Origin of the sequence: Nostoc sp. (assembly GCF_036917095.1) — a bacterium.
Classification (GTDB): Bacteria; Cyanobacteriota; Cyanobacteriia; order Cyanobacteriales; family Nostocaceae; genus Nostoc.
The window spans coordinates 13086-39568 of sequence record NZ_JBALFH010000041.1 but is presented as its reverse complement, the minus strand read 5'-3'; the positions used below and the strand labels follow the sequence as shown (position 1 = coordinate 39568).

The following is a 26483-nucleotide window of genomic DNA, read 5'->3' as shown; positions in this document are numbered from 1 at the left end:
AATTTTGTAAGTAATTCTCCCTTGTTTTGTGATTTTGCTATGAAGCGAGAATATTTAGCACAACGGTAGGTACATTAGAAGATATATAAATCAAAATCATTGTTGATTTTTATTCATCCGCAGTTCACACAAAACCATGAGTGCAAGTACCATTATTTCCGACAATCCTCTACTCCAAGGCATTGGTTTACCTCCCTTTGCAGAGATTAAACCAGAACGAGTAGTACCAGCCTTTAATCAGTTGCTGGCAGAACTTGACCAACAGCTTGCCACCTTAGAGGCTAATGTACAGCCTACTTGGAGTGATTTAGTAGAACCCTTAGAAAAGCTGACAGAACGGCTTACTTGGAGTTGGGGGGTAGTGAATCATTTAATGGGTGTTAAAAATAGCCCGAAACTGCGCGAAGCTCATGAAATCGTACAGCCACTAGTGGTACAATTTATCAATAAGCTTGGTCAGAGCCAACCCATCTACAATGCTTTTAAAGCACTCCGTACCAGTGATAGTTGGGCAACTTTAGAATTAGCCCAACAGCGGATTGTAGAAGCCGCCATTCGAGATGCAGAACTTTCTGGCGTTGGCTTAGAAGGAGAGGCAAGAGAGCGTTTCAACGCCATACAGATGGAGTTAGCAGAACTTTCTACCAAATTCTCTAACCATGTACTTGATGCCACTAAAGCCTTCAGCTTAACCCTCACAACACAAGCGGAAATTGACGGTTTACCACCAAGCTTAGTGAGTTTAGCAGCCCAAGTTGCTCGTGCGGCTGGAGAAGAAAACGCCACACCAGAAAATGGCCCCTGGCGGATTACTTTGGACTTCCCCAGCTATGGCCCTTTCATGCAGCACAGCACCCGTCGAGATTTGCGCGAAAAGCTCTACAAAGCTCATATTACTCGCGCTTCTAGTGGCGATTTGGATAACAACCCCTTAATTGAGCGCATTTTGAAGTTGCGCCAAGAACTCGCAGATATATTAGGCTTTAAAAGTTTTGCTCAATTGAGCCTGGCTAGTAAAATGGCTCCCAACGTTGAGGCAGTCAACGCCCTATTAGAAGAACTACGCCGCGCTAGTTATGATGCTGCTGTCAAAGACTTGGCAGAACTCAAAGCTTTTGCAGCAGCACAGGGAGCAGCAGAAGCTACAGATTTACAACACTGGGACATCAGCTTTTGGGCAGAACGCCAACGAGAAGCAAAATTTGCCTTTACCGCTGAAGAATTGCGTCCCTACTTCCCTCTTCCCCAAGTGTTGGACGGCTTATTTGGGCTAGTCAAGCGGCTGTTTGGCGTCACTGTTACCTCTGCCGATGGTCAAGCGCCAGTATGGCATGAAGATGTCCGTTATTTCCAAATTGCTGACGAAACTGGTTCTCCCATAGCCTACTTCTACTTAGACCCCTATAGCCGTCCAGCCGAGAAACGCGGTGGTGCTTGGATGGATGTATGCATCAATCGGGGCAAAATCACTGAAAATGGTGTCACTGTCATCCGCTTACCTGTGGCTTATTTAGTGTGTAATCAAAGTCCTCCCGTAGATGGGAAACCGAGTTTGATGACTTTCTATGAAGTAGAGACTTTGTTCCACGAATTTGGTCATGGATTGCACCATCTGCTCACCAAGGTTGACTATCCCGGAGCCGCAGGCATCAATAACGTGGAGTGGGATGCAGTGGAGCTACCTAGCCAGTTTATGGAAAACTGGTGCTATGAACGACCCACTTTCTTTGGAATGGCGAAGCATTACAAAACTGGTGAAGCCCTACCTGAACATTATTATCAAAAGCTGTTAGCGGCGCGTAATTATATGAGTGGTACTGCTATGTTGCGGCAGATCCACATGAGCAGTCTTGATTTAGAACTACACTACCGCTATAGCCCTGATAGTAATGAAACTCCGTCAGATGTGCGTCATCGCATAGCTAAGACTACTACCGTTTTACCACCACTTCCAGAAGATTCGATTTTATGTGCTTTTGGACATATTTTTGAGGGTGGTTATGCAGCGGGCTACTACAGCTATAAGTGGGCCGAGGTACTGAGCGCTGATGCTTTTGCCGCTTTTGAAGAAGCTGGGCTAGAAGATGAAGAAGCTATAAAAGCTACAGGTCGGCGTTATCGGGATACGGTGCTGGCACTTGGTGGCGGTCAGCATCCAATGGAGGTGTTTAAAACTTTCCGGGGTCGCGAACCAAGTACGATCGCTTTGCTCAGGCACAATGGTTTAGTTAGTGCTGCTGTAAACTAAACAATACCTCTGTAGAGACGTTGCAATGCAACGTCTCTACTCGCATCAAATCTTTGCAAAGCACTTTTTTACCCGGATATTCGATTCAATCTCAATAAGAAACCCCCCTTGCTTTGGTCATAGTAAAGTAATTACAAGGCAGAGGGGGTTCATTTTTTATTTTTGTATAGGCAGATTTTAAGGATAATGCTGGCAAAAAACCAGTTTTCCTGATTTAAAACCTGCAAAAAGCTATGTTGTGTTTATTTTAACCTGCCTACTCAGTTCAGCCTATTTCCAATCGGGAATCTCGGCATCTTCTCCACCAATCCCGATTCCAGTGTTAAATATTTCCGCATCAGTGAGATTGAGATCGTTCATAGATGCTTGATACACATTAGAATCGTGAATCGTAGCGCCAGTAAAATTTACCCCGTTGAGATTGACTTGCTTCAAATTCACATTGCTTACATAAGCTGATGTTAGGTTGGCACCTGCCAAGTTTGCACCAGTTAAGTCAGCACCTTCGAGGTTAGCGCCTACAAGGTTGGCTCCTTGGAGCTTCGAGCCTCTCAAGTCAGCACCAATTAAATGAGCGCCACTGAGGTTAGCTCCCGCTAGATTGCACTGGATGCATTCCCCAGTTGAAAGTAGCTTTTGTAAGTCCTGCGGATTCTCGGCTCTAACCGAGCTAATGAACAATAGGGGAGTTGCTAAGGCCATGGCCGCTAATAGCTGGAGTTTCATAATTTTCCCCCTTAAATAATCAAGTTGCGTCCGTTCTGTCCCTCACAACTCTATTATCTCACTAATCTTCAGAAGGTCAATCTATCTCCTCACAAGTTGATTGTGATATGAGACAGGGATGACTGTAATCTAAGAAATGCCGTTAATTCGGATTTCTGGCGATTTTTACTTGACAATGCCTAAAAAACTGCCGATATTAAATCACTGTTAAATCTTTTTAAAAGCTTGCACGACTCGCCATAATTTCGCTACTTTGATAAGTATTTATACTTCTTAGTAAATACTGTTAGTTTTAGTCCTCAAAAATTCTCGCATATACTGATTAACCAATTCCGGCTGTTCTTGCTGCACCCAATGACCACAATTAGGAATATACTTGATTTGAAAATCTCTGACATAAGCTGCGGTGTCATAGGTTAGTTCCTTGCCGAGTGCAGTGTCATTTTCTCCCCAAATCATCAGTGTTGGTACTTCCAGAACGCCCCAATTTGGATTTAACATTCTCTGCTGAAAAATATTGCGGTAATAGTTCAACATTGCTGTTAGGGCACCGCGTTTTGCCGCAGCATTTTTATATGCGTCAATATCGGCTTGTGTGAAAGCACTCTTGTTAACTGCTGTACCTTTAAAAGCTGTTTCAATAGCTTGGTAATCGGAAGATTGTAAAAGTAGTTCTGGTATCCAGGGTAGTTGAAAGAGGAATATGTAATTGCTACGTAGCAATTGTTGGGGAGTTCGTAATCCTTGAGCAAATTTGGCAGGATGAGGCAGGTTAAGAATAATTAATTGTTCTAACATTTCGGGGTGAGTGTATGCGAAATTCCAAGCGATCGCACCTCCCCAATCATGGCCAACTAATACACATTTTTGGTATCCTAATCCTTTAATTAGTCCCTCTACATCTTTGATAAATTCATCCATTACATAAGCTGATTGCTCATTTGGTTTATCACTATCGTTGTAGCCACGCAAGTCAAGGGCGACGACTTTAAAATCTTGAGCAAATTCTGGTATTTGATTGCGCCAAGAGTACCAAAATTCAGGAAAGCCATGCAACATCAACATTAAAGGGCCTTCACCTTGGGTAACATAGTGTAGTTTTACCCCATTGGTAGTTAGATATTCGTGTTTCCAAGAACTTTCTATTAGAGACATAATTAATCCAAATTCAGCATTAAAAAACACTAAATAGTAATACTGTACTTAACAACTGTAATGTTATTTTGAGTAGCCTCACATCTATTAAAAGACAGTATTACTATAGTGATTCTTTGCAAAAATATTAGACAATTTGCCTTACGGTAGATGTAAATCGTGGGTAAATTTTGGTAAAAGTAGATATAATAATTATCTCCAACTACTCATGACACAACAGTTGACAAACCATGCTTCATTGTGGGTTGAGCGACTGGGACGATTTGGCTATGTTTCTAAGGGAGTAGTTTACGGTATAGTTGGACTACTAGCAGCACAGGCGGCTTTTGGTAGGGGTGGTAAAACAACTGATACCCAAGGCGCTCTTCAAACAATCGTCAACCAGCCATTTGGTAAATTTTTGCTGGCTTTAGTTGCAATTGGCTTGATTGGATACGTAATCTGGCGTTTTGTACAGGCAATTAAAGACCCAGAAAATAAAGGTAATGATGCCAAAGGTTTGGCAGTGCGAATTGGTTACGCAGTTAATGGCTTGATTTATGCAAGTTTAGCCTTAAGTGCCGTGCAAATTGTTATGGGTACAGGCAGCGGTAAAAATAGTAGTGATTCTACTGAAGATTCGACAGCACGTTTGCTTTCTCAACCCTTTGGTGAATGGTTAGTTGGAACTGTGGGGGTGTTTGTAATTGCTCTAGGTTTTTATCAGTTTTATCAAGCTTTTAGTGGCAAATTTCGTAAAGAACTCAATTTAACTGAGTTAAGCGAAACAGAAGCTCAATGGGTAATGAGGATTTCCAGATTTGGTTTAGCGGCACGGGGTATAGTATTTTCTATTATCGGTTGGTTTTTAATTGAAGCCGCAAGGCAATCGGACGCCGCTACCGCAGAAGGTTTGGATGAAGTATTACAGACGCTAGCGCAACAGCCTAACGGAGCATGGCTTTTGGGTATTGTGGCACTAGGTTTAGTTGCCTATGGGATTTACACAATAATACAGGCGCGGTATCGTCGGCTAGTCAATGTTTAGATGGTGCAGTGCCGAGAATTTCAATTTCTAGAAATGGCAATAATAGAAACCCGTGGTATTTGGCTGACTACTACTGATAGTAAGGTTCTTAGGTCAAAGGAACGCATTGCCGAGGCGATGGATTTCCTTGCCGAGACGGGATTTAATGTGGTGTTTCCCGTTGTTTGGAATAAGGCAGTAACTTTATATCCCAGTCAAACAATGCAGCAGACATTTGGAGTCGAAATTGACCCTATGTCTGTAGGTCGCGACCCTTTAGAAGAAGTGATAATTGAGGCGCGGCGAGTCGGGTTAAAAGTTATTCCTTGGTTTGAATACGGTTTTGCCAGTTCCTACAATTTGAATGGTGGTGTACTTTTACAGAAAAAACCGGAATGGGCTGCACGCGATCGCAACGGCAACTTACTAAACAAAAACGGCTTTGAATGGTTGAATGCACTCGACTCACAGGTGCAGGAATTCTTCTTGAACTTAGTGCTGGAAGTTGTAAAGAATTATGATGTGGATGGTGTTCAAGGAGACGATCGCTTGCCAGCATTCCCCTCTGAAGGTGGCTATGATGAGGGAACTGTCACCCGCTATCGCCAGGAATTCGATCGCAATCCGCCAGAGAACCCCAAGGATAGACATTGGTTACAGTGGCGTGCAGATATTCTCACTGACTTCTTGGCGCGTCTCTACCGGGAGGTAAAAGCGGTGAATCCTAATTTATTAGTAGCGATCGCACCTAATATCCATGATTGGGCATTCCAGGAATATCTGCAAGACTCACCCGCATGGCTGAACCTGGGAATAGTTGATATGATTCAGCCGCAGATTTATCGCCGTGACTTTAGAAGTTATCAGGCGATCGCTGATAAACTGGTAAACCAGCAGTTCACAGATGCGACGCTGCCGAAGTTAGCGCCGGGAATACTGATGAAGCTTGGCAGTTATTGTATTAGTCCAGAATATCTGGTGCAGGCAATTGAATACAATCGTCAACTTGGCATTCAAGGAGAAGTATTCTTTTTTTACGAAGGTTTGCGCGAAAATAACAATACCCTAGCTAAAGTTTTGCGAAATGGCCCCTATGCTAAGTCTGCATCATTTCCCACTCTGTCAGATTTGAGTGCAGGTGGTGTGAGTAACAAGAAGACATCTTCTATTTGGCACAAGGTGGAAAGGTTTTTGAGAAATCTTTAATAGATTGTAGTCGGTCTGTGATGGTCTTTATCAGGCTATTTCTCTTTAATATCAGGCTTATCCTCTTCATAAACCAATAAGTCCCCTGGCTGACACTTCAGGGCTTTGCAAAGTGCATTCAACGTAGATTCGTCAATTCTAGTAAGGCGACGACGAACTTTTAGCCTAGAAACTGACCTAGCATTCATTCCAGTTAAAAGAGCCAGTTCTTTGTTACTAATATTGCGTTCAGCCATCATGACTGCCAATTTCCATCGAATCACCACTAAAATGCTCAGTTAATATCCATGATGTAGCAAGGCAGATACTAACACTTTGTTTCAGCAATTATTCTTTATTAGACTGCTAAAGTCTTTTATTAGACCGCAGCGGTTGTAAATATCCTCGATTCAGAATAAACTTGGTGTGTACAGATGACAAAGCGATCGCGCCTCTCGCCTAGACAACTTGAGTGCGATCGCTTGTTCACCAACTAAAAATCAGGTGATACTGACTATGATAGAACCTCTTTCAGTTTCAGATTTACTCAAAGCGCCTATACCTGATGCACCTCAAGGCAAACAACCTGTTCGCCTAATAGCCTGCGGTGCTACCAAAAACGTGAATAGTATTGTTCACCAGTTGCATGTTCTTGGCTTTGCCGAAGTGAGCGAATGGACTCCACTTTTACCATCTCCTGTCAGTGGTGAGGTAATTAGAATCTTGATTCGTTACATTAATGTTAGCGTTTAACACTTAAGTGCCTAGACATCGCCTCTAGCTGATAGTAGTTGGGGGCGATGGCAAAAATTCAAACTACACAGTCATTCGCAGATGGAACAGATAATTGAAACTCTCAAACAAGATTTACCAACACTTTTTCAAAAAGATATTTCCTATGATATCTATACACAGGATATCTATTTTAAAGACCCGGTTAATACATTCAAATACAAATTTAACTATCGCATTATATTTTGGACTTTGCGATTTCACGCTCGGCTATTTTTTACCCAAATTTACTTTGATGTTCATGAGGTTTATCAGTCAACCGAAGACACAATTTTAGCAAAGTGGACAGTGCGGGGAGTGTTGCGTGTTCCCTGGAAAGCAGGTTTGCTTTTTAATGGCTACTCAACTTATAAACTAAATCAAGATAATTTGATATACGAGCATATCGACACCTGGGATCGTAAACCAGGGGAGATTTTACGGCAGTTTTGGCAAAGAGAAAAAGAGAGCTAAAGTGCAGCATTATAACAAGTTACTGCACTAAATTCCAAGATACGATCGGCCGATTGCAGATCAAGAATGTGCTAAATCACCTTTTAAATTTTGTAGATTTTTATCTAAAATTCTCTGAATATCGTCGTAAGCTTTTGACTGATCAGATATCTTAGTCAAACGATTTTTATGAAACTCGTAAGCGACTTGATATGGAATCCAAATCCTTTGTTTAAGCTTGTGAAGAATGTCAAAAAATCTTTCCCTAGTTTTAGGAGAATACTGATAAATACGTAATAAAACATTTGTATCAAATGAAAAAATACATTCTTTCCATAGTTCAGCAAACTCTTCCTCTGTAGGCTGGTAATAGCCAGGAAATAAATTACGCATATTCATTTCTTGATAATTCCCTAATATATGCTTAAAGTATAGTGCCTATCCATACAAGGATAGCACTCAACAACAAAAAGGGGCTTCTTAATAAAAGTCTTTTTTTTCCTATTCTTTGCTTTGCACCTTTGCGTGAGACAAAAAACTCTACTTCTTCACCGCCGGATACTGCTTCAAAACTTGCTTTAAATATTGCCCAGTATAAGACCTGGGATTTTTTGCAACTTCCTCCGGTGTACCCACAGCAATCAATTCTCCGCCTTTGTCGCCACCTTCTGGCCCCAAATCTATCACCCAATCAGAACAACGAATTACATCTAAGTTGTGTTCAATTACTAATATTGAATTACCTTTATCTACCAATCTTTGCAACACATCTAACAATTTGTGGACATCGTAAAAAGATAACCCTGTTGTCGGTTCATCTATTAAATAAAGTGTCTTTCCTGTAGCGCGTCGAGATAGTTCTGTTGCCAATTTTACCCGTTGCGCTTCACCTCCAGATAAGGTAGTTGCAGGTTGTCCTAGTTGGACATAACCCAAGCCGACATCAAATAAAGTTTGCAAACGCGCGATCGCTTTGGGGATATTCTGGAAAAAGTCTAAACTCTCTTCAACTGTCATTCTCAGAACATCAGAGATTGACTTATCTTTATACTTCACCTGCAAAGTTTCGCGGTTATATCTTGCACCCTTACAAATTTCGCATTGCACATAAACATCTGGGAGAAAGTTCATTTCAATAACATTCACACCCTGTCCGCTACAAGCTTCGCAACGTCCACCTTTAACGTTGAAGGAAAATTGTCCAGGTTTGTAACCCCTAGCTTTGGCTTCTACTGTTTGGGAAAATACATCTCGAATGGCATCGAAAATTCCTGTGTAAGTTGCAGGGTTAGAACGTGGCGTGCGTCCAATTGGGGATTGATCGATAACGATCGCTTTATCAATCGCGTTTAATCCCTGAATTTTATCCAAATGTCTGGGTAAGGGAACTTTCTTTGTTAAATGGTGTTGCAGAGATGGGTAGAGTAATTCGTTAATCAGGGTAGATTTGCCAGAACCAGACACACCAGTGATCGAGACGAGTTTACCTAGCGGAATGTCTACATCTATATTTTGTAAATTGTTGCGATGGGCATTTTTAATTCCCAAACTACGCCCATTTCCTTCTCGGCGTTCTGCTGGTGTGGTAATTACTCGCCTTCCTGATAAATATGCACCCGTCAAAGAATCTTCTGCTGCTAATAACGCCTCAAAATCACCTTGGGCGATAATATTTCCGCCGTGAATTCCTGCACCAGGCCCAATATCAACTATATGGTTAGCTGCGCGAATTGTTTCTTCATCGTGTTCAACGACAATTAATGTATTACCCAAATCACGCAATTTCGTTAAGGTTTTGAGCAATCTGCCATTATCTCGTTGATGCAAACCAATACTCGGTTCATCTAAAACGTAGAGAACTCCTGTTAAACCAGAACCAATCTGTGTTGCTAGACGAATTCGTTGGGCTTCGCCACCAGAAAGGGTCATGGCGGGACGATCGAGGGTGAGATAATCTAAACCTACATCTAACAAAAATTGCAATCTGGCTTTGATTTCTCGCAGGACTAAATCAGCAATTTGTAACTGGCGATCGCTCAACTTAAATTGCTCAATTCTCTCCCGACAATCTCGAATTGATACGGTAGTCAATTCTAAAATTCCATATTGTCCCAACTTCACCGCCAAGGCTTCCGGTTTTAACCGTTTTCCCAGACAAACTTCACACGGTTGATCGATTAAATACTGCTCTAATTTTTGTTTAATTAATTCAGAACCACCCTCATACTGCCGTTGCAAAATTGGAATAGCACCTTTAAAACTCTGCTTCCTCTGTGCTTCTGCGGCTCGTTCGTCTTTCTCTCCAAACAAAATAATTTGCTGCTGTTCTTCTGTCAGCTTGCTCCAATTTGTCTGTAACTCAAACCCATAAATTTGCCCCACACTATAGAGTAATTCCAGATAATAAGAATTATCTTTTTCTGACCAAGGCGCGATCGCAGCATAAACTGGCGCTTCCCAGTCGGGTACTATCAAATCAGGCGCAAATCTTCTTAAAGTCCCAATTCCGTGACAGTGCGGACAAGCACCATAAGGTGAGTTAAAGGAGAACAATCGCGGTGATAGTTCCTCCATTACCGCGCCATGTTCTGGACAGGCAAAGTTTTCCGAAAATACTAATTCTTCTTCCTTTTCTTGTCCGTCGTCACCAAGCAGACTCACCAGAATGGCTGCAATCCCACCCGATTGCTTGAGACACGTAGACAGGGAATCAACCAAACGCTCCTGAATATCAGCCTTTTTCACCAAGCGGTCAATTACCACTTCGATGGTGTGGGTAAAGTTTTTATCCAATTCAATGGAATCTGACAGTTCGCGGATCTCGCCATTGATTCGCACGCGGACAAAACCTTGAGATGCCAGACTTGACAAAAGCTTCCGGTGTGTGCCTTTCTTCCCCCGGACAACGGGTGCAAGAATTTGGAAGCGGGTACGATCTGGTAATTCCATGATGCGATCGCACATCTCATCGATTGTCTGGGGTGCAATACAGCGATCGCATATCGGACAATGGGGTTCGCCAGCCCGACCAAATAACAGCCGCAAATAGTCGTAAATCTCTGTCACCGTACCCACAGTGGAACGCGGGTTATGAGACGTTGACTTTTGGTCAATAGAAATCGCTGGACTTAAGCCTTCAATGGCTTCGACATCCGGCTTATCCAGTTGTCCTAAAAATTGCCGTGCGTAGGCGCTGAGGGATTCCACATAGCGACGTTGCCCTTCAGCGAAAATGGTATCAAAGGCTAGGGAAGACTTACCAGAACCAGAAACGCCAGTGAATACGATTAGGCGATCGCGTGGCAATTCCAAGTCAATATTTTTCAGATTATGCTGCCTAGCACCCCGAATCCGAATGGTATTCTGGCTGTTGTGGCTGGGGTACGGAAGATGTCCATTCAAGGATGCTGCTAGCTGTTTGTCTGACATATTGGGCGGCGAAGAAGGAGTTTCTGATGAAACAGTCCTTAATAATACTATCTTTAATTAGTTTATAGTAGAACAATCGTACTGTTTTGGTTAGTTATCGTTCCAGATTCATGGTGCAGACATCCTTAAGAGTCGGCTAGTTTGGAAGCATCGCGATTAAATATCCTTCTGAGGGCGAAGCTATGGTATCGCAAATCCAACCGCCGACCCAGCCAAAGGTCATTTACCTAGATAGTGACGGTTAACCAGTTGCTTATAATAGCATACAGTAAGGTTTAACTCGGAACTTCCACCTTTTTACTCGGCGTTCCGAGTTCTGAACTTGAATTGCGTCTTTTCATTATCAAGCGATGTCTACGACGGGCTACGCCTACGCTTTAAGCTCTACATTTAAGCTTAGAATCACTGCAAAAATTAGATTCTAAACTGCGATCGGATTTCTTTTTGACCAAGCGATCGCTTTTCCCATCGTGCCCGATCAATCATTTTCGGTATGTCATTGTGAATTTAACGAAGTGAAATGAAGCAATAGCAAGATTTTGAGATTGCCACGCTCTGCTTGCAATGACAATTATTTAAAGGGACATAATATCACTTTATAATGTACAACTAGAAGCTGAAACCCCTATATAGACTGATTTTTAAAGTGGCTCAGGTCGGAGTTGAACCAACGACCCCAGGCTTATGAGTCCCGTGCTCTAACCAACTGAGCTACTGAGCCAGGTATATTCAAGTCATTAACTAATATAGCATACAAATTTGCTTAAGACTAGCCCCTTTTGCAATTTTGTTAAAATTCCGTTCCTGTTGAGGTCATAGAAAGTAAAAGAGGGAGGTAAACTCCCTCAACTAACAAGGCAATAATTTAGTTTACAGACAGCCAATAATTACAGACGAGCTGGCAACATAGCGATTGGGTTAACAGCACCCTTTCCTGATGGGTGGATTTCAAAGTGGCTGTGTGGGCCAGTGCTATGACCAGTGCTACCCATTAAAGCAATTGTTTCTCCTTGATGCACCTGCTGACCTGCTTGCACCAGAATCTTGCTGTTATGAGCATAGCGAGTCGTGCTGCCATCAGGATGGCGGATTTCGACAAGGTTGCCGTAACCACCATTGTTCCAGCCGGCTTTTTCTATCGTACCCTCAGCGGAGGCTACGACTGGCGTACCAGTGGAGTTAGCAACGTCAATTCCTTTGTGCATTCTTCCCCAGCGCCAGCCATAGCCAGAAGTAAGGGTACCCTTTGCTGGCCAGGTGTAAGCTAAGGTTGAGGAAGATGGAGGGGGTGTAAGTTCATCAATGGGTCTGGGCAGATATTGATCCACTGCTGCCAAAGGCGGTAGTATCTGTGGAGAAACTGTGGTTCCTCGCATCTTTCCTAAGGAGTCAGAGGCATTTACTCTTCCAGTAGGCGTTGCAACCCTTGTGCCAGATGGATTGCGAGAAGGAGTCCACTGACTAGCAGAGCCTAGATTAGGCAAGAAATCTGGATTTACTGGCTCGTTAGTCGGGAGAGTAGCACGGAATTGGGGCTTAATTGGCTCAAAGCTATAGTTAGATCTAATAGGTGTAGGAACTGGAATTGGTATCGCTACACTATTCGGTCGGACTGCGACGTTGGGCACAGGGAAATTATTAGGGGTAGAAATAGGAGTGAGCATCGCAGCATTATTTGTCTCGGTAGCTGCTGGCATAACTAAGTTACCAGACTGTTGAGCGCGATATTTCTGCTGTAATCTCTGAATTTCCCCTTGTAAGCCCCGCAAACGGTCATTATTATTGTTTCCTCTTGCTACCCTATTTGCTGGTGTTTTAGGCTGTTGAATTTCGGCAAAAGCTTGTGGCACTGGAATGTCACCACCGACGCCATAAGACCTAACAGTGGGGGCAGGTGTTTCTAAGTCGGTCGCACTATTTGCCTGAATCTGAACAGTTACCGGTGTAGGAACAACAACGCTACTCTTGTCGGCAATAGTTGGTGATTGTGAACTAGGTAGATATGAGTTGGCACTACCAATATTCACAGGGGAGGTTGCTACCTTTGGAGTTTTGCTGGACTCTACAAAAGTTGGCTTAGTCGCTACAGTTGCCTCAACTTGAACAGCAGGAATAATCAGTTTTTGACTAATTCGCAGTTCATTTGGATTATTGAGGTTATTTGCCTTAACTAGTTCTGATACTGAAGTGTTGTGTCTGCTGGCGATCGCTGCTAGTGTATCTCCAGGCTTAACTTCGTAGGCTGTATGAGTCGAGGAAGCAATAACTGTTGGTGTAGCTGGTACAAGTGCGCTCGTCTGTGTCTTCTGTTTTAACTTCGATATCAGGCTCGCTTTGCTTGCATCGCTAGAAGTCTCTGACTTAGCTAATAGAGTCTTCTCAACTACAGTTGTCGGCTGCGCCAACTCTATATCAGCTTGTGATAAATTTTTGGTCTCCCCAGACCGCAACTCCGCCAGACTCTTTCTTAAACGGTTCGATTTTTCTTGTAAGCGATTTAGTGCGAACTCTTGTTGCGCCTTAAGTTGTGCATTTATTTCACTGTTGGCTGCGGTTGATGTTGCCACTGTTTGTGGCTGGGCAGCTAGTGATGCATTTATACTACCAACACCATTAGCACTAGAGTCAGACAGATTATTAACTGTTGGAAAACTAGTCTCGGCTAAGGTATTGTTCAATCCCTGTGCCACTTGGGGCTTCACGTAGGTAGAATTTTTATAAACCGTTGTTCCTTGAGAAAAGGTTTCTGATGCAGGAACTTGCGAAGACATTCCATTTGCTGCAACTTGCCATTTAGCTTCAAGCCCAGGCACTTGTGAGGCTGCCGTTGGTTCCACGATAACAGGATTTTCCGGCACGCTCGCTGATGAGACTGCTTGGGACCCCAGCTTTGTGGAGGCAAATTTCACTTCAGTGTCAGGAACAGCAGGAATCGAAGAAGAAGCCTTTTGGCTGCCTACTGGCACTGCTGCTTGGGCTTGATCGCTTTGTCGAGTCACCAAAAGGCTGGTTGCTCCCATAGAGATTGCCAAGCCAATCATGGCAGCTTTTGTCCGCACCCGGCGGTTAACTTTCGGATTCATCACATTTAGCAGTTCTACCGGGGCATCATCGCTGCTGGGGTTATTGTTCAACACAGCTTTTACTCTCTTTTTTAATGCTCGTTTCAAAGACGACCTCCTATGATCACTAGCGCTTAACTGACCTCGATTTTTCAGTTGGATACCAGTCAATGATTTAGATCGCAACGAACGATAGATCGAGATCGCATTCACCAGAGATGCTTACGCAAGATTAACCTGCTTCTCTGATTTAAACAAGTTCACACATGGGAGCAAAACTTAAAATTTGCTGTGTTTACTTGTCCGAACCACTCCTAACACCACTTAGGACGTTTTCCTCTTTACCATTGTCCACGCTTGTCTTGCGCCAATCGCGGGGACTGGACAAACTATTTGCCAAGTCCATAGTCGCTGCTAAGAATTAAATTGCTACGACTTTTGGAAAAGTTATGTCCCCTGCTGTAGATATCTTCAAGATATTTCTACCCAATCCGTCTTCTTCAACACGAGACTTTACGTTGATTATTCCCTAAAAAACAACCGTATTAACTATCGGCTACTTTTAGGCTGCCTTCTAGCGTTCCTTGAGCAAAAATAACTCAAACGTAAGACATGAATCGGTTTTAGCACTTTTGCTCCCTAATTTAGGATGTTGCAAATTCATCAAAATCTATCATTCAAACTTGGCAATATCCGAAGTTTTATATACAAATTTCTTATAATAACCTTCCCTCTCTTGTAAGTATCTTCCACTACAATTTACAGATAAACCCAATTTTCGGTATATTGTTTTACATATTATTGCGGTAACCAAGAAAATTTTTGCAGCCACAAAATAACTCGTCTAATACATTTCTGAATATATTATAAGTATATTTACTTGTGATTGTGAATGTAAACAACTATTGTAAATAGCCTAACTGACGACGGGTTTCAAATAAGCTAATTGCCACACTCACCGAGAGATTCAAGCTGCGAACCCCCGGTTGGCTCATGGGAATATACAGAGTAGCATCGCAATCTGACAGAATTCCTGGTGGTAAGCCCGTGGTTTCACTACCAAAAAGCAGCCAATCATCAGGTTGAAACTGAAAGCTTACATAATTACAATTTCCACCGACAGTAAAACCTAACCATCTGCCTCCACGCTCCTGATGTAAGGTTTTAAAAGCTTCTAGCGATTCGTGATAGTGTAGCTTGACATAAGGCCAGTAATCCAAGCCAGCTCTTTTGAGGTAGCGATCGCTAATTTCAAATCCCAAAGGCCCCACCAAATGCAACTCTGTACCGGTAGCTGCACAAGTACGAGCAATATTACCTGTATTCGGAGGGATTTGTGGGTTAACTAAAACTACCTGGGGCATTGACCGTATAATTTACGTATTGTATAAAAAAATTTGATGTCAATATTAAATCTACCAAAAGGCAGAGGCGATTCATAGGTTTTGTTAATAATAATCAAGCATCGCCCATCGATTAGATTTTTAAAACGAAGCCCAAAGCCTCCCAGAGCAATGCCTGAGAGGATATTTGGTTAAAATCAGTAAATATTAAGTTTTATGTGGAAATAGTAAGTGGTTGTGTCTATTAGGGCTAGTAGTGTCTTCAAAAAAATCTACCATTTGTCTGAAGACAGTAGATGGGGCAGGGACTAGGGACTAAGAGAATAACCAAAGCCCCATGCCTTTTCAGTTAAGCCAATAGGGAGGAACACAATTTGTCTTCGAGTTCGATTTCGCGCTCTTGGGTGGCGAGAATAGCCTGGGTGATGACGCGGTGAGTGTCAAAACCGACTGCGTGTAATTGCAACCACTGTTGAGCTTCATTGCCTTCGCGGAGGATTTTGTGCAAAGGAGAAAGGAAACAGCTAAAGCCTTGTTGTTTAGCGATCGTCCAAACATCTTGGTACATTTGGGCAATCCAATCTCTGGCTAGGATGCTTCTACCATCTTGCCAATGCCTCAAATGAGCATCAAGACTACCAGCAGCAGCAGCAGCTTCGTTTTCAGCAGTCAGGGTAACGAGTTCTTCAGGAGAAAAGATACTTTGGCTTAAAGGATCGATGCTGGGATTTTCGATTATTTGCAACAAACGCGCTTCTAATAAGGCAGTAATAGCTAGTAAGGCAATTGGATCTGTGACTAAATCGCAAATTCGTAGTTCTAGGCGATTTAGGTCATAGGGACGGCGATCGCCATTTGGTCGCACTGATGCCCACAAATGCCGCACGTTTTGCATGGTTCCGGCAACGAGTTGATCTTCCACCCACTGAATATGATCGGCGTGGCTGGCAAATAACGGCACATGGCTAGGCGTTTGCGGGAAGACGCCCCAACGGGTGGAGTGATAGCCAGTAGTTTTGCCATCCAGGAAGGGAGATGAGGCACTGAGGGCGAGAAATAGAGGTGCTTCCATACGGATGACTCGACACGCCCGCATTAAGACTTCTGGGTCGCTGATGCCTACATTGATGTGTACGCTGGCGGTGACTACTTTTGTCCCGTAGGTGTTCTCAATGTAGTCATGATAGGGGTTTGCTGGATCGGAACGTAGAAAGCGATCGCTTCCACCCAAAGATAAAGTACTCCCCGGTATTAGGGTGTAATCGCCCAAACGATTGAGGTAGTTTCGCAACTCCCGCCGGGGACGTAGCAAGGCACACAATAAATTTTCGTAAATAGGGGATGGTTGAGTTATATATTCCACGTTGCGGCTATCTGGCTCCCGCATAAATCCATCCAAATCTGCAATAATTTTGTCGGAGAGACCAACGATTTCACCTTGAGGCGTGCCAGTGTAAATCTCAATCTCAAAGCCTTTTAATAAAACCACCTTGTTCTCCTCGGCTCTCTCTGCTTATAAATTGTATCGAATAAGACGAATCTCTGGATCTACCTTTAAGTCGATCAAAGGTTAAGAATCATTTTGTTAATAATTCATACCAAATCAGGACGACAGATTTACTGGCTCTCTTGCGGAAAATTATTACTACTGAAGTATGAAAAATATACTAGTTGAATTTACGCACTGTAGAGTTTGGCATCATGTTATTTTAATAAACTTGATTATTTCAAACAGTTAATTTAATCGAAAAAACTTCCTACTATGTTTTTCTATTTTAGGTATATTGCGAAATAAAATGATCTGGTGAATCATTCTTTTGGGCAATATTGAGACGGAGAAACTGCGCCCAGACTTCATCACTGAGTAAGTTGAAAGCAGTTTTGGGATTATTAGTAGCGATCGCACCTATAACTTTACGCCATCCCTGTTGCAATAATTCAATAAAAGCTTCTTCAATAGAAATCTGACTCAGTAACGAAAGTGCAGTTTTAAAACTTGCTGAATCACCTGGTAAATTTTTCGACTTTAATCCCTGTAGTGCTACATTCAACCAAACAGGCAGAAGTTCAAACCAATTATTTTTCTGTATCTCTTTGAGTGCAATATCTTCCATACCTAGCGCACCCCACACACATAAAGACTCTACAGCAAGTTGAGAATCGCGGTTTTCTAGAGCATTTTGCCATAAATTTTGAGCGTGATTTTGGAAGCGATTAGCGAGAAATTCATAAGCTTCCTGGACTTGATGTGGTATTGTAACTTTATAAACTGACTCACCTCGTGGTAGGTAATCGCCGCGATAGGATAACCAGTTATGAGATCCGCAAAGATGGATTTGTTTATCAACTATTACTTCTTTAACATGGGAATCTCCCAACCAAAAAACCTGTACAGATGGTAAACCATCAGGTGTTTTTATCGCTCGAAGTTTTTTCTCTAGTTCTGGTGGAATTGGTTTCTCTTCATCTTCTTGCCGCCGCGCAATTCCATGTCCAATTAAAATCCAAACTCCGCGATTAGCTAATTTCTGTAATAAATTTAGGAATTTTTCATTGACAACCGCCTGATTAATCCAAGGAGAATAGATTAGAATCTGACTTTTAGCCGAATTTAAAACTTCTGAAAAAGCTTGAGCAATCTGTCCATCCCGTAACTGTATGGCTTCCCCTCCTACTGTAGAATTATCTATTTTCTTACCAGATTTTTTAGCGGTTTCTAGCGCCTTTTTGCGAATTTTATCGAGTCTAGTTTCTATTTCAGTATTTTTCTGCCTGAGAAACGCTTCATGTTCAAAATTTACGGTTTCATTTGACAATTTACATAATGCTTGTAAAGATATTTTACCTTCAGTGTGTAGTCCTTCTAAGCAATTGGATGCTGACTCTAAAATTTGCTTTCCATTTCTTATTTGAATGCTCAATTTATCTTCAAGGGCATCAAAGATAACGAAAAGAGATATCTTTTTCCAAATTTTTAGAGTAGAAGCTACTACTTTACAGGAAGTAACAATTTTTCCCTCTTCTGGGATATGAAGTGCTAAACCTGAAGCTTGAATACTTTTTTTAATTTTCTCAAGCGGTAAGGAAGCAATATCAGCAATTGTATTATCAATAGTTATAAAGTCTGCCAAGTCAGGCAAATTTATTACTGTCTCGTTTAGTGATTCAGATTGAAAGATTATCTTGTCGCTTAAAGGGTCTGTAATAGCATTAATTTGTATAGGATATGGTGGCTGTGGTACAGACCCTTTTTCATAGAATGAGCGACCTTCAGGAGTAACTGTTAGTGGCGATGTTGGTGATAGAGTCTGTAACGAACGAAGAGTTGTAGTAGTAGTTTTAATAAATACAGAATCAAGGCCAAGTACAGAGGCTAATTCATCCTCTGTTGGCGGAGGTTGAAATTCAATAGCAGCACGAATAATAAATTCTTCGAGTACGTTAAACTGACGGGGTTCCTTGATATTTAGTTCTACAGGAGTTTGACGTAAGCTATAACGAAGTTGACGCGCTGCTAAAACTGATAAACTAGGACTTTGCGCTTCAATTTCGTCTACCATATTTTTGAGATTGTCATCAATAGGTTTAGCCGAAGAGGCGAGAAACATCAATGAAACCTCCATGTAGACTTACAATATTTGAAACTTCAGAATACATACTTCCAACTTTACCTGATTGATGGGTAAATAAATTATGACAACCCACAATTATCAGAAGTTCTTGAGCGCGAGAGAATGCAACATTAACTCGTTCTGGTTTCTTAGCAAATCCTACATCTCCTTTACTATTGTTACGAACCATACTTACAATTACAACAGGTCTTTCCATCCCTTGAAATCGGTCTACTGTACCAGTGCGAATTTCTAGCGAAGGGAAAATTTCAGATTGCAGACGTTCATCAATTTTTCTCAGTTGAGCGCCATAAAATGTAATTACGGCAATTTCTTTTTTTGGTTCACCATTAGCAACCTTAGAAGCCCAGGTAGCCTCGAACTGCTGACACAGACGTTCAATGGTATCGATTTCTGGAGTATTAAAGTAAGAAGTTCCGTTTCGCTGCTCTAAAAACTGATTATCGATAGGCGTTTTTACCCAGATAAGATGCTGAGATTCTTGAATAATTTCGCCTGCTAGATGATGTGCGCGTTTTGTGTCTGGCTCCAAAATACCAGATTCTAGTTTACCGTCATAAAATTGATTGATTGCTCCCATAATAAATGGATGCATTCGATATTGTGTAGTTAGCATTTGTTTGATGCTTTCATCAGCAGATTCAAACTGGCTTTTAAATAGTGATTCTTCTAAAAACTGTAGCTCATCTCGTGTATTGCCAATTGTTTGAGCAACTTCTTCTAAAGTGCTAGTATCAAGCATTGGTGGTAACTGTCGATGATCGCCTACCATCACTAGCTTTTTGCCTTTCAATGCTGGGATTAGTAATTCTGGTGGAGTACACTTACTAACCTCGTCAATAATGACGACATCAAAAGATTTGAATTCTTCCGAAAAACCTCTATTTGCAGCTTGAACGCAGGTGATACCGACGACGTTGGCATTATCTAAATATATGCGTCTTAAATCGTCGCGATCGCGTTCAGTTGGGTTTCTTAATTTTCCTATCCAATCTTGTACAAAACTCTGATATCTATTCAGATATATTTCGTCTTTTTGGAGTTGCTGTTGCCAAGACTCAAATTGAGTATTTATCCTGCGTAAAAACTCTAGATTAAATAAATCAGCGTTAGAATTTTCAAGCTTAAATTTATCCGGTATTTCCTGCCATTCTGTTAACCACCAGCTTCTTTGCTCTATTAAACTTCCTGACGGCTGCGGTTGTAATTTTTGTTCTAATTCGCGTAAGCTAATTTGTAGTTTTTGAAGCTGCTGTAGAGAATTTTCAGTTTCTTCTTGTACCTTTGATAAATGCTCATAAAGAGAATTTTTTATCGTCTCCAAGATAGCAAAAGGTTCTAAGGATGAAATTAAAGTTTCAAGTTGACTAATGGAAGTTCCCCAAGAATGAACTTGATTTGAAAATTCTTGCGGCTGCTCCCAAATCTTTGATTGTGTTGCGAGATATTGTTCAGTTAGAATGCGTAATTGAGCAGGAATATTTTGTTGATTAAGTTCTTGCAAGATATTAATAACTCGTCCAAATTGCAAATTAGCGTCTTGCTGTGCTTTTTCGGCTTCAGTTTGAGTAATGGATATTTGCTGTTGACTGATTTCATTTTTCTGAAGTTCATTTAATAGTCGTTGCAGATGCTGAAGCTGTTGTTCAGTTTCCGTCTTGACTTTTAAAACGCATTGACGTGCATTTACAAGAATAGTCTCTAGCAATTCTTGTGTAATTCGGGTGAGAGTAGAGTCGATATTATTCCATTCCCACGATGCACCATAAATCCGTTGCATTCTAATTAAGAAAACCTGGGTATTTTCAACTAATAATTTTCGCTGTTTGGGGTTGAGTAGCTGATAATTGTTAAACTGCTGATAAGTTTGCTCCCATTGAGTGCGATCGCTCTTTGATAGCACCATTGGAATCTGATTAAAATTTTGCTGTAAAAAATAACTAAAGTTATGCTGTTTACCCTGCCGATCGGTAAAATTTCCGTCTATTTCATAAGCGATCGCTTTTGTCAATAACTCCCATTCTGGCAGGTTAATTTTATATATTTTTGGTACTATTGATAATTTTAATGTATTAGCAAACATCAACAAACCTAGTGGCAAGTCTACTAAATTCTCTGTGAGTGGTAAACCTGATTGATGACATTCTTTTAAAGTTTGATAGAGAAGAGAAGGTGCTGTAGATTTCCATTCTTTAACTGCTGAGATAATATAATCTATTTCGCGTTTGCGGTTTTCCCATATCTGGATTGTTTGCTGTATGTTTTGCAGTTTAGCAAGATATTTCTGATAATCTGGTTGTAGCTGATTTAATGAGGCGAAATTTTGTTGAACAATCTGTACTGATGCTGCAAGTTCTGATATAGCTTTACTTGCATTTTGAGCATAAGTCAAAGCAGTTTTAAATCCAGAAATTTCTCTTGCTACAGTTTCACGCAGCCAAGCTGCTAAACCAAAAGCGCCAAGTGGCGGGCGCACTAAGCCAAGTTCGTCGGTATATTTGATGGCTTGACGAACATTTGCTAAAAATTCTTCTACTAAACTATTACCTTCTGTATAAGGCTTAAGAAGCGGCAAAAAATCTGTAATTTCTGGTGCTTCCCATTTGATATTTGGGCCAGTATTTAATATATTTCCCAGTCTTGTATTTAGTAATTCAACCTCCTTCTGTTTTTCTACGGTTTCGTTGTAAAGCTTTTCTTGAGTTTTAAAATTTGCCTCTAATTTTACCTGGTTTTTATAGAATTTGTTTTGTTGCTGATTAAATTCTTCCTCTGCTTGGAAGTAGGCTGTGAATCTTTGTGATGAGCCTAGTAATTTACTGAAAATTTGGATATTTTCCAACCGTTGAGTGAGATTATTTTCGCAGTCATTCGCTGTGTTTTCTAACCATCTGCCAATCACTTGGTCTTCTAAAAATGGCTGTCCTTCTTCCCCAACTTTCTCGGCTCTCCCCTTTCTTACAGCCCGAATTACTGGGTTGTGAACTAATCGACTTAGGGCATTATCTACTGCTAAATTGGCTTGAGATGCAATTAGAGTCCGCCCACCACGAAGAGCAATTTGATAGCAAATCTCGGCAATTACGGTAGTTTTACCAGTACCTGGTGGCCCTTGGATGAGAACAAGATCCTTTGCGGCAAGTACTTTTTCTACTGCTGCTTTCTGGCCAGGATTAGCAGAAGATAATAACAAATCTTGTGGTTGTAGTTCAACAGTTGTTTTGATTTGTCTAGCCTGAGAAGCATCGAATAAAAAGTTACCCAAATAGGGATTTTGAGTATAACCATTATTCAAATCATCTAAAGCTTTTTTCTTTCGCTGAATCTGCTGAATATCACCAACTGCCTCAAAACACAAAAATCCTGTATCTGGCAACTTATAACGCTCGGTTGCCATATATTCAGCTAAGTCGCGTTCTAGCCTGAGACTGATAATACAACGGTTGGGGTCAACTTCTTCAACAGTCCCTAATTGACGACCACTAATCCAATTTTTTCCGACGGGAGCAGTTTCAAAAAGCTTCAAATCTTCGTTTTTTGTGCGTCTTGCTCGTTCCCAAAAATTGTCTATATCGAGGGTATTTTGATAAAAGCCGTCAAGGGTGGCTGAGGCTACATCAATTTCAAAACTGATCCGCCTTTTGAAGTTATAGTTATGACTTACATAACGCACGCAAAATTGACGCGCTTTCGCGATTTTTTCCTCAATTTGCAAAAACGCTTTCCAAGCTCTAAGCTGATCTTCTGTGGGCACATTTTCGCCACAAACTGGCGCGGCGGCAATGCGTTTCAATGTTGCGGGTGGAATGTCGAGATGATGCTGATGATTAGGTAAGAGACGCAAGCGGCAAGGTATAGCATAGCTATCAGCGTGTCCCCGTGAAGGTTGTAACAATTGAGCTGAAAGTATTTTTATACCGCCGCGTCCATCTTTTGGTACAGCCGCCCTAAATCCTAATGTTTTTCTGAGCTTTTCAAGTCTTGCGGGTAATGTAAAATCATCGGAGTCTGTTGCTATTGTCAAATCCCAAATTTCTTCTCTTGCCTCTTTCCCTGCACCTTTACGACGCACATAGAATAGAGAAGGCTTTTTACCGACACATTCATAGATTAACTCATTGGCGCGATCGCGCCGCTCTCTAAATTCGGGATATGATTTCAGGGCAGCTTCACCTTCAAGATGGCGGATAAAACTATCAATTGCTGAAGCTATAAACATATAGCCCCAATCTTCAGAGGTTGTTTTAGTTTTCGAGGATTTTGCTATTAGTTTATTTGCCACTGAACGAATACGTTCTGCATCGGATTCTGAGATTGCACTGGTATGGCTTTTGACTACAATTTTCAGTTTTTCGCAAATTAATAATAGCTTCTTGCTATCCAAATTTAATTCTTTTGCTAGTTCGTAGATTCTGAGTTTGCCGTTGTTCATCCAGTACTACCTTTGCCGACAAAGTTTTTCTATTTAGGAAAATCAAATCACAGATGAACACAAATAATTCACTTGTGGTTCTAGATAATAAATCAATATTTTTGCCAGAAGTCTTTTGAGGAAATGTTGCATCAAAGTTTATACTGCTGGTAAACTTCACTGGCAGCCCGATGCAGCAGGGAATGCCGCCAGACAAGAGATTTCATATCATCGGCATAACCCCCGCCAATGACGCAAGCGACGGGATAACCGCTACTCATACAGGTACTTAAAACCTGCATTTCGCGGCGAAAAATGCCAGCATCTGTAAGAGCTAATTTGCCCAAGCGATCGCCTATATGAGGGTCAACACCAGCATCATAAAATACTAAATCTGGCTTGACTTTAGACAGTAAATCTGCTAGATAATTCGCTAAAGTTTGTAAATAAGCATCATCCTCCATTCCCACTGGCAAAGGAACATCTAAATCGCTGTTTTGTTTAGTACCGGGGAAATTGACTTCGCAGTGCATGGAAAAAGTAAAAACGCTGTCGTCGTCTTGGAAGATAAAAGCGGTGCCGTCTCCTTGATGCACATCCAAATCTACAATTAGGATTTTCTGCACAAGTCCAAGTTTTTGTAAAACGCGACAGGCGATCGCTAAATCGTTGAAAATACAAAAACCAGATCCATAACTAGGAAAGGCATGATGAGTTCCACCAGCCGTATTACAAGCTAAACCCTGGCTTAGTGCTAGTTTAGCAGTGAGTATCGTACCACCTACAGCTACACAAGTTCGATTTGCTAATGCTGGACTCCAAGGCAAACCAATGCGACGTTGGGCTTTTGCATCTAGGGTTCCCTCACAGTAAGCTTGAACGTAGCTTGGAGTATGGACTAACTCTATCAATTCTGGCGGCGGACGTTCGGGGGTATGAAATTGTTCTTGATTTGCTACACCATCAGCTAACAGCAATTCGTAGAGTTGTCGGAACTTAGACATCGGGAAGCGATGTCCTTCAGGTAGGGGAGCAATGTAATCTGGGTGGTAAATAATTGGCAAGTCCATAAGGAAAGAAAATCTCAAGCAGCTAATCCGACAACGAGGTAAAATTTAGCCATAATCACAGCAAAAATGCTGCTCTCCTAAATCTAAAATTCCAAATTTAAAATTTATATGCTGGAATGGATTCCGCCGATAGCATTTATTCTAGCTGGCTTCCTAGCTGGAATAATTGGTGAAAAAGTTATCTTCAAAAAACTGGAAATATTCGTTAATAATAAACGAGTTGCCGGGGGTAATATTATATTTCACTCTCTGCACCGCATGACTTTTATTTGGTTTGTGATTGGCGGTTTTTTTTGGGCAGTTTTGAGCGCACCCCTCAAGCCAGATATTGCGATCGTACTGCAAAAAGTTTTGACGATGGCATTGCTGTATTCTGTAACGCTAGTCTTAGCTAAATTGACTGCTGGTTTTGTTAATTTATATATTCGCAGAGCAGAAGGGGTTCCCACATCACTAATTTCTAACCTTGCTAAGGTCACTGTTTTAATTTTGGGAACATTAATCATATTGCAAACAGTAGGTGTTGAGATTACACCGATAATTACAACTTTAGGGATTGGTGGTTTAGCAGTTGGTTTGGCACTTCAAGACACACTTGCAAATTTATTTTCTGGTTTTTACTTAATTATTTCTAAGCAAGTTAGAACCGGAGATTATGTCAAATTAGATGCTGGGCATGAGGGATATGTCATAGATATTTCTTGGCGCAATACGACTATTAAAGAAATTTCAAATAATATAGTCATTGTTCCAAATTCTAAGTTGTCTTCTGCAATTTTCACAAATTATCATTTACCCGCAAAGGAAATTACTTTAACAATGGATGTGGGTGTCAGTTATAATAGCGATTTGGAACAAGTTGAAAAAGTGACTGTAGAAGTTGCTAAAGAAGTTATGCAAGAAATTGCACCGGAATTAAAAGAAAGCGAACCATATATCAGATTTCATACTTTTAATGATTTTAGTATAGATTTTACGCTTTATATGCGCGTAAGTGAATACTTCGATCAGCGTATGGGTAAACATCTATTTGTCAAAAAATTGCACAAGCGCTATCAACAAGCAGGAATTCAAATTCCTTTTCCGATTAGAGAAGTGTATATGCAAGATAATTCAGCTATGGAACAAAATTAGTAGTTGCCATGTTGCTTTCATAACATGGCAATCCGCATCTGTTTTCTTACTTAGATTGTTAATGCTCGTTTTTCTAATGGTAGTTCAAAGCGATCGCCTGGTTTCGGCTCAAGCACCCGTGTCGAAAGGTTGTTTTTCTCTACTAACGAACGAAATTCCTCAGCAGTTCCTTTAGTTTGAATGAATTTCATCAGCAATCCTTCAAACGCCACATCCCCACCAGCCGCCGTAGGTATTATTACTTGAGGCTGTAATGATTTTACTACTTCTAAAGCACTATTTTGTCCTTTAATAATCGGCCCAAGTAAAGGTAGCGTCATGTCAATAAACGGTGTAATCACTACATCAATGGGTGTAGCTTGCTGAAGTTCTGGAGAATGATACCCGTGAGGCTCATAGTATACAGTTAAACCACTTTCCAACTCTTTGAGGAGATAACTATTTTCTACCAGAGTAGGGCCAATGGGAGAGCCGGGGAAAGCCTTGATTTCAACTTGATTAGTTAAAGTGAAAGTTTCTCCATGAGCCAATACTGTTAGCTGGGTATAACCTAACTGCTGTACTACTTTAGCAGCATTGGGAGAAGCTACAACCTTGATGTTGCGATCGAGCAGCTTGAGTGTTGGTGGGTGAGTATGGTCTTCTAAACCCTGAGACAGCAGGATCAGATCGATATTATCTGGAATTGGGCGATTTTGCGATCGCGAACCTTTAAACAGCCAATCCAAATTGCTGAAAATTAACGAACCAACCAGCCAAGGGTCAATTAGTATTCGTTTTCCGCCAATTTCCAGCAGCCAAGAGTTGCTGTCTAACCAAGTTAAAAACATAAATTTTGTGAAGATAACGTCTATCCTC

Annotated in this window: 18 protein-coding genes and 1 tRNA gene; 6 read left to right on the top strand and 13 right to left on the bottom strand. The window is 41.3% G+C overall.

Going from position 1 to position 26483, the window contains the following annotated elements:
• Positions 1 to 136 precede the first annotated feature (136 nt).
• Positions 137 to 2248, top strand: coding sequence for a M3 family metallopeptidase (locus V7L01_RS22220; protein WP_335038529.1), 2112 nt, complete (start codon positions 137 to 139; stop codon positions 2246 to 2248).
• A 270-nt stretch (positions 2249 to 2518) separates the two neighbouring features.
• Here the strand turns inward: V7L01_RS22220 and V7L01_RS22215 are convergent, their stop codons facing one another.
• The gene (locus V7L01_RS22215) at positions 2519 to 2974 is read right to left on the bottom strand and encodes a pentapeptide repeat-containing protein (protein ID WP_335038527.1); all 456 of its coding nucleotides are present in this window, start codon (positions 2972 to 2974) and stop codon (positions 2519 to 2521) included.
• A gap of 273 nt (positions 2975 to 3247) precedes the next feature.
• A complete protein-coding gene (locus tag V7L01_RS22210) occupies positions 3248 to 4129 on the bottom strand; it encodes an alpha/beta fold hydrolase (protein WP_335038525.1) in 882 nt (293 codons plus the stop codon).
• A 208-nt stretch (positions 4130 to 4337) separates the two neighbouring features.
• Here V7L01_RS22210 and V7L01_RS22205 point away from each other — a divergent pair, with 208 nt between their 5' ends.
• Entirely contained in the window at positions 4338 to 5156 is an 819-nt protein-coding gene (locus tag V7L01_RS22205) for a DUF1206 domain-containing protein (RefSeq protein ID WP_335038523.1), read from the top strand.
• Between the two features lie 33 nt (positions 5157 to 5189).
• A complete protein-coding gene (locus tag V7L01_RS22200; protein WP_335038521.1) occupies positions 5190 to 6341 on the top strand; it encodes a glycoside hydrolase family 10 protein in 1152 nt (383 codons plus the stop codon).
• Positions 6342 to 6376: 35 nt separating this feature from the next.
• Here V7L01_RS22200 and V7L01_RS22195 read toward each other — a convergent pair whose 3' ends face one another.
• Positions 6377 to 6604 (bottom strand): helix-turn-helix domain-containing protein, encoded by a 228-nt coding sequence (locus tag V7L01_RS22195; protein ID WP_335038519.1) that lies wholly within the window; start codon positions 6602 to 6604, stop codon positions 6377 to 6379.
• Between the two features lie 232 nt (positions 6605 to 6836).
• Between V7L01_RS22195 and V7L01_RS22190 the strand changes: the two genes are divergently transcribed.
• The gene (locus V7L01_RS22190; RefSeq protein ID WP_335038517.1) at positions 6837 to 7073 is read left to right on the top strand and encodes a hypothetical protein; all 237 of its coding nucleotides are present in this window, start codon (positions 6837 to 6839) and stop codon (positions 7071 to 7073) included.
• 81 nt (positions 7074 to 7154) lie between these two features.
• Complete coding sequence (locus V7L01_RS22185) at positions 7155 to 7565, top strand: DUF2358 domain-containing protein (RefSeq protein ID WP_335038515.1); 411 nt, start codon at positions 7155 to 7157, stop codon at positions 7563 to 7565.
• A 60-nt stretch (positions 7566 to 7625) separates the two neighbouring features.
• Here V7L01_RS22185 and V7L01_RS22180 read toward each other — a convergent pair whose 3' ends face one another.
• From V7L01_RS22180 to V7L01_RS22140, 9 genes are all read right to left on the bottom strand, one after another.
• Entirely contained in the window at positions 7626 to 7943 is a 318-nt protein-coding gene (locus V7L01_RS22180; protein ID WP_335038513.1) for a PIN-like domain-containing protein, read from the bottom strand.
• A gap of 141 nt (positions 7944 to 8084) precedes the next feature.
• The gene (uvrA, locus tag V7L01_RS22175; protein WP_335038511.1) at positions 8085 to 10973 is read right to left on the bottom strand and encodes an excinuclease ABC subunit UvrA; all 2889 of its coding nucleotides are present in this window, start codon (positions 10971 to 10973) and stop codon (positions 8085 to 8087) included.
• Positions 10974 to 11620: 647 nt separating this feature from the next.
• Positions 11621 to 11694: transfer RNA gene (locus V7L01_RS22170), tRNA-Met, on the bottom strand.
• Positions 11695 to 11860: 166 nt separating this feature from the next.
• On the bottom strand, positions 11861 to 14143 hold the full coding sequence (locus tag V7L01_RS22165; protein ID WP_335038510.1) for a peptidoglycan DD-metalloendopeptidase family protein: 2283 nt from the start codon (positions 14141 to 14143) through the stop codon (positions 11861 to 11863).
• A 794-nt stretch (positions 14144 to 14937) separates the two neighbouring features.
• A complete protein-coding gene (locus tag V7L01_RS22160; protein ID WP_335038508.1) occupies positions 14938 to 15399 on the bottom strand; it encodes a tRNA (cytidine(34)-2'-O)-methyltransferase in 462 nt (153 codons plus the stop codon).
• 328 nt (positions 15400 to 15727) lie between these two features.
• Positions 15728 to 16867 carry a glutamate--cysteine ligase gene (gene gshA, locus V7L01_RS22155; RefSeq protein ID WP_335038506.1) on the bottom strand — a complete coding sequence of 380 codons (1140 nt, stop codon included), beginning with the start codon at positions 16865 to 16867 and terminating at the stop codon, positions 15728 to 15730.
• A 286-nt stretch (positions 16868 to 17153) separates the two neighbouring features.
• Positions 17154 to 18986 (bottom strand): hypothetical protein, encoded by a 1833-nt coding sequence (locus tag V7L01_RS22150; RefSeq protein ID WP_335038504.1) that lies wholly within the window; start codon positions 18984 to 18986, stop codon positions 17154 to 17156.
• Positions 18964 to 23442, bottom strand: a complete 4479-nt coding sequence (locus V7L01_RS22145; RefSeq protein WP_335038502.1) for a translation initiation factor IF-2 N-terminal domain-containing protein — start codon at positions 23440 to 23442, stop codon at positions 18964 to 18966. The genes V7L01_RS22150 and V7L01_RS22145 overlap by 23 nt, the downstream gene beginning before the upstream one ends.
• A 131-nt stretch (positions 23443 to 23573) precedes the next feature.
• Positions 23574 to 24491, bottom strand: coding sequence for a histone deacetylase family protein (locus V7L01_RS22140; RefSeq protein WP_335038500.1), 918 nt, complete (start codon positions 24489 to 24491; stop codon positions 23574 to 23576).
• Between the two features lie 108 nt (positions 24492 to 24599).
• On the opposite strand from V7L01_RS22140, the gene V7L01_RS22135 reads away from it, so the two are divergent.
• On the top strand, positions 24600 to 25625 hold the full coding sequence (locus V7L01_RS22135) for a mechanosensitive ion channel family protein (RefSeq protein WP_335038498.1): 1026 nt from the start codon (positions 24600 to 24602) through the stop codon (positions 25623 to 25625).
• A 50-nt stretch (positions 25626 to 25675) separates the two neighbouring features.
• Here V7L01_RS22135 and V7L01_RS22130 read toward each other — a convergent pair whose 3' ends face one another.
• The gene (locus V7L01_RS22130; RefSeq protein WP_335038496.1) at positions 25676 to 26455 is read right to left on the bottom strand and encodes an MBL fold metallo-hydrolase; all 780 of its coding nucleotides are present in this window, start codon (positions 26453 to 26455) and stop codon (positions 25676 to 25678) included.
• Positions 26456 to 26483 lie beyond the last annotated feature (28 nt).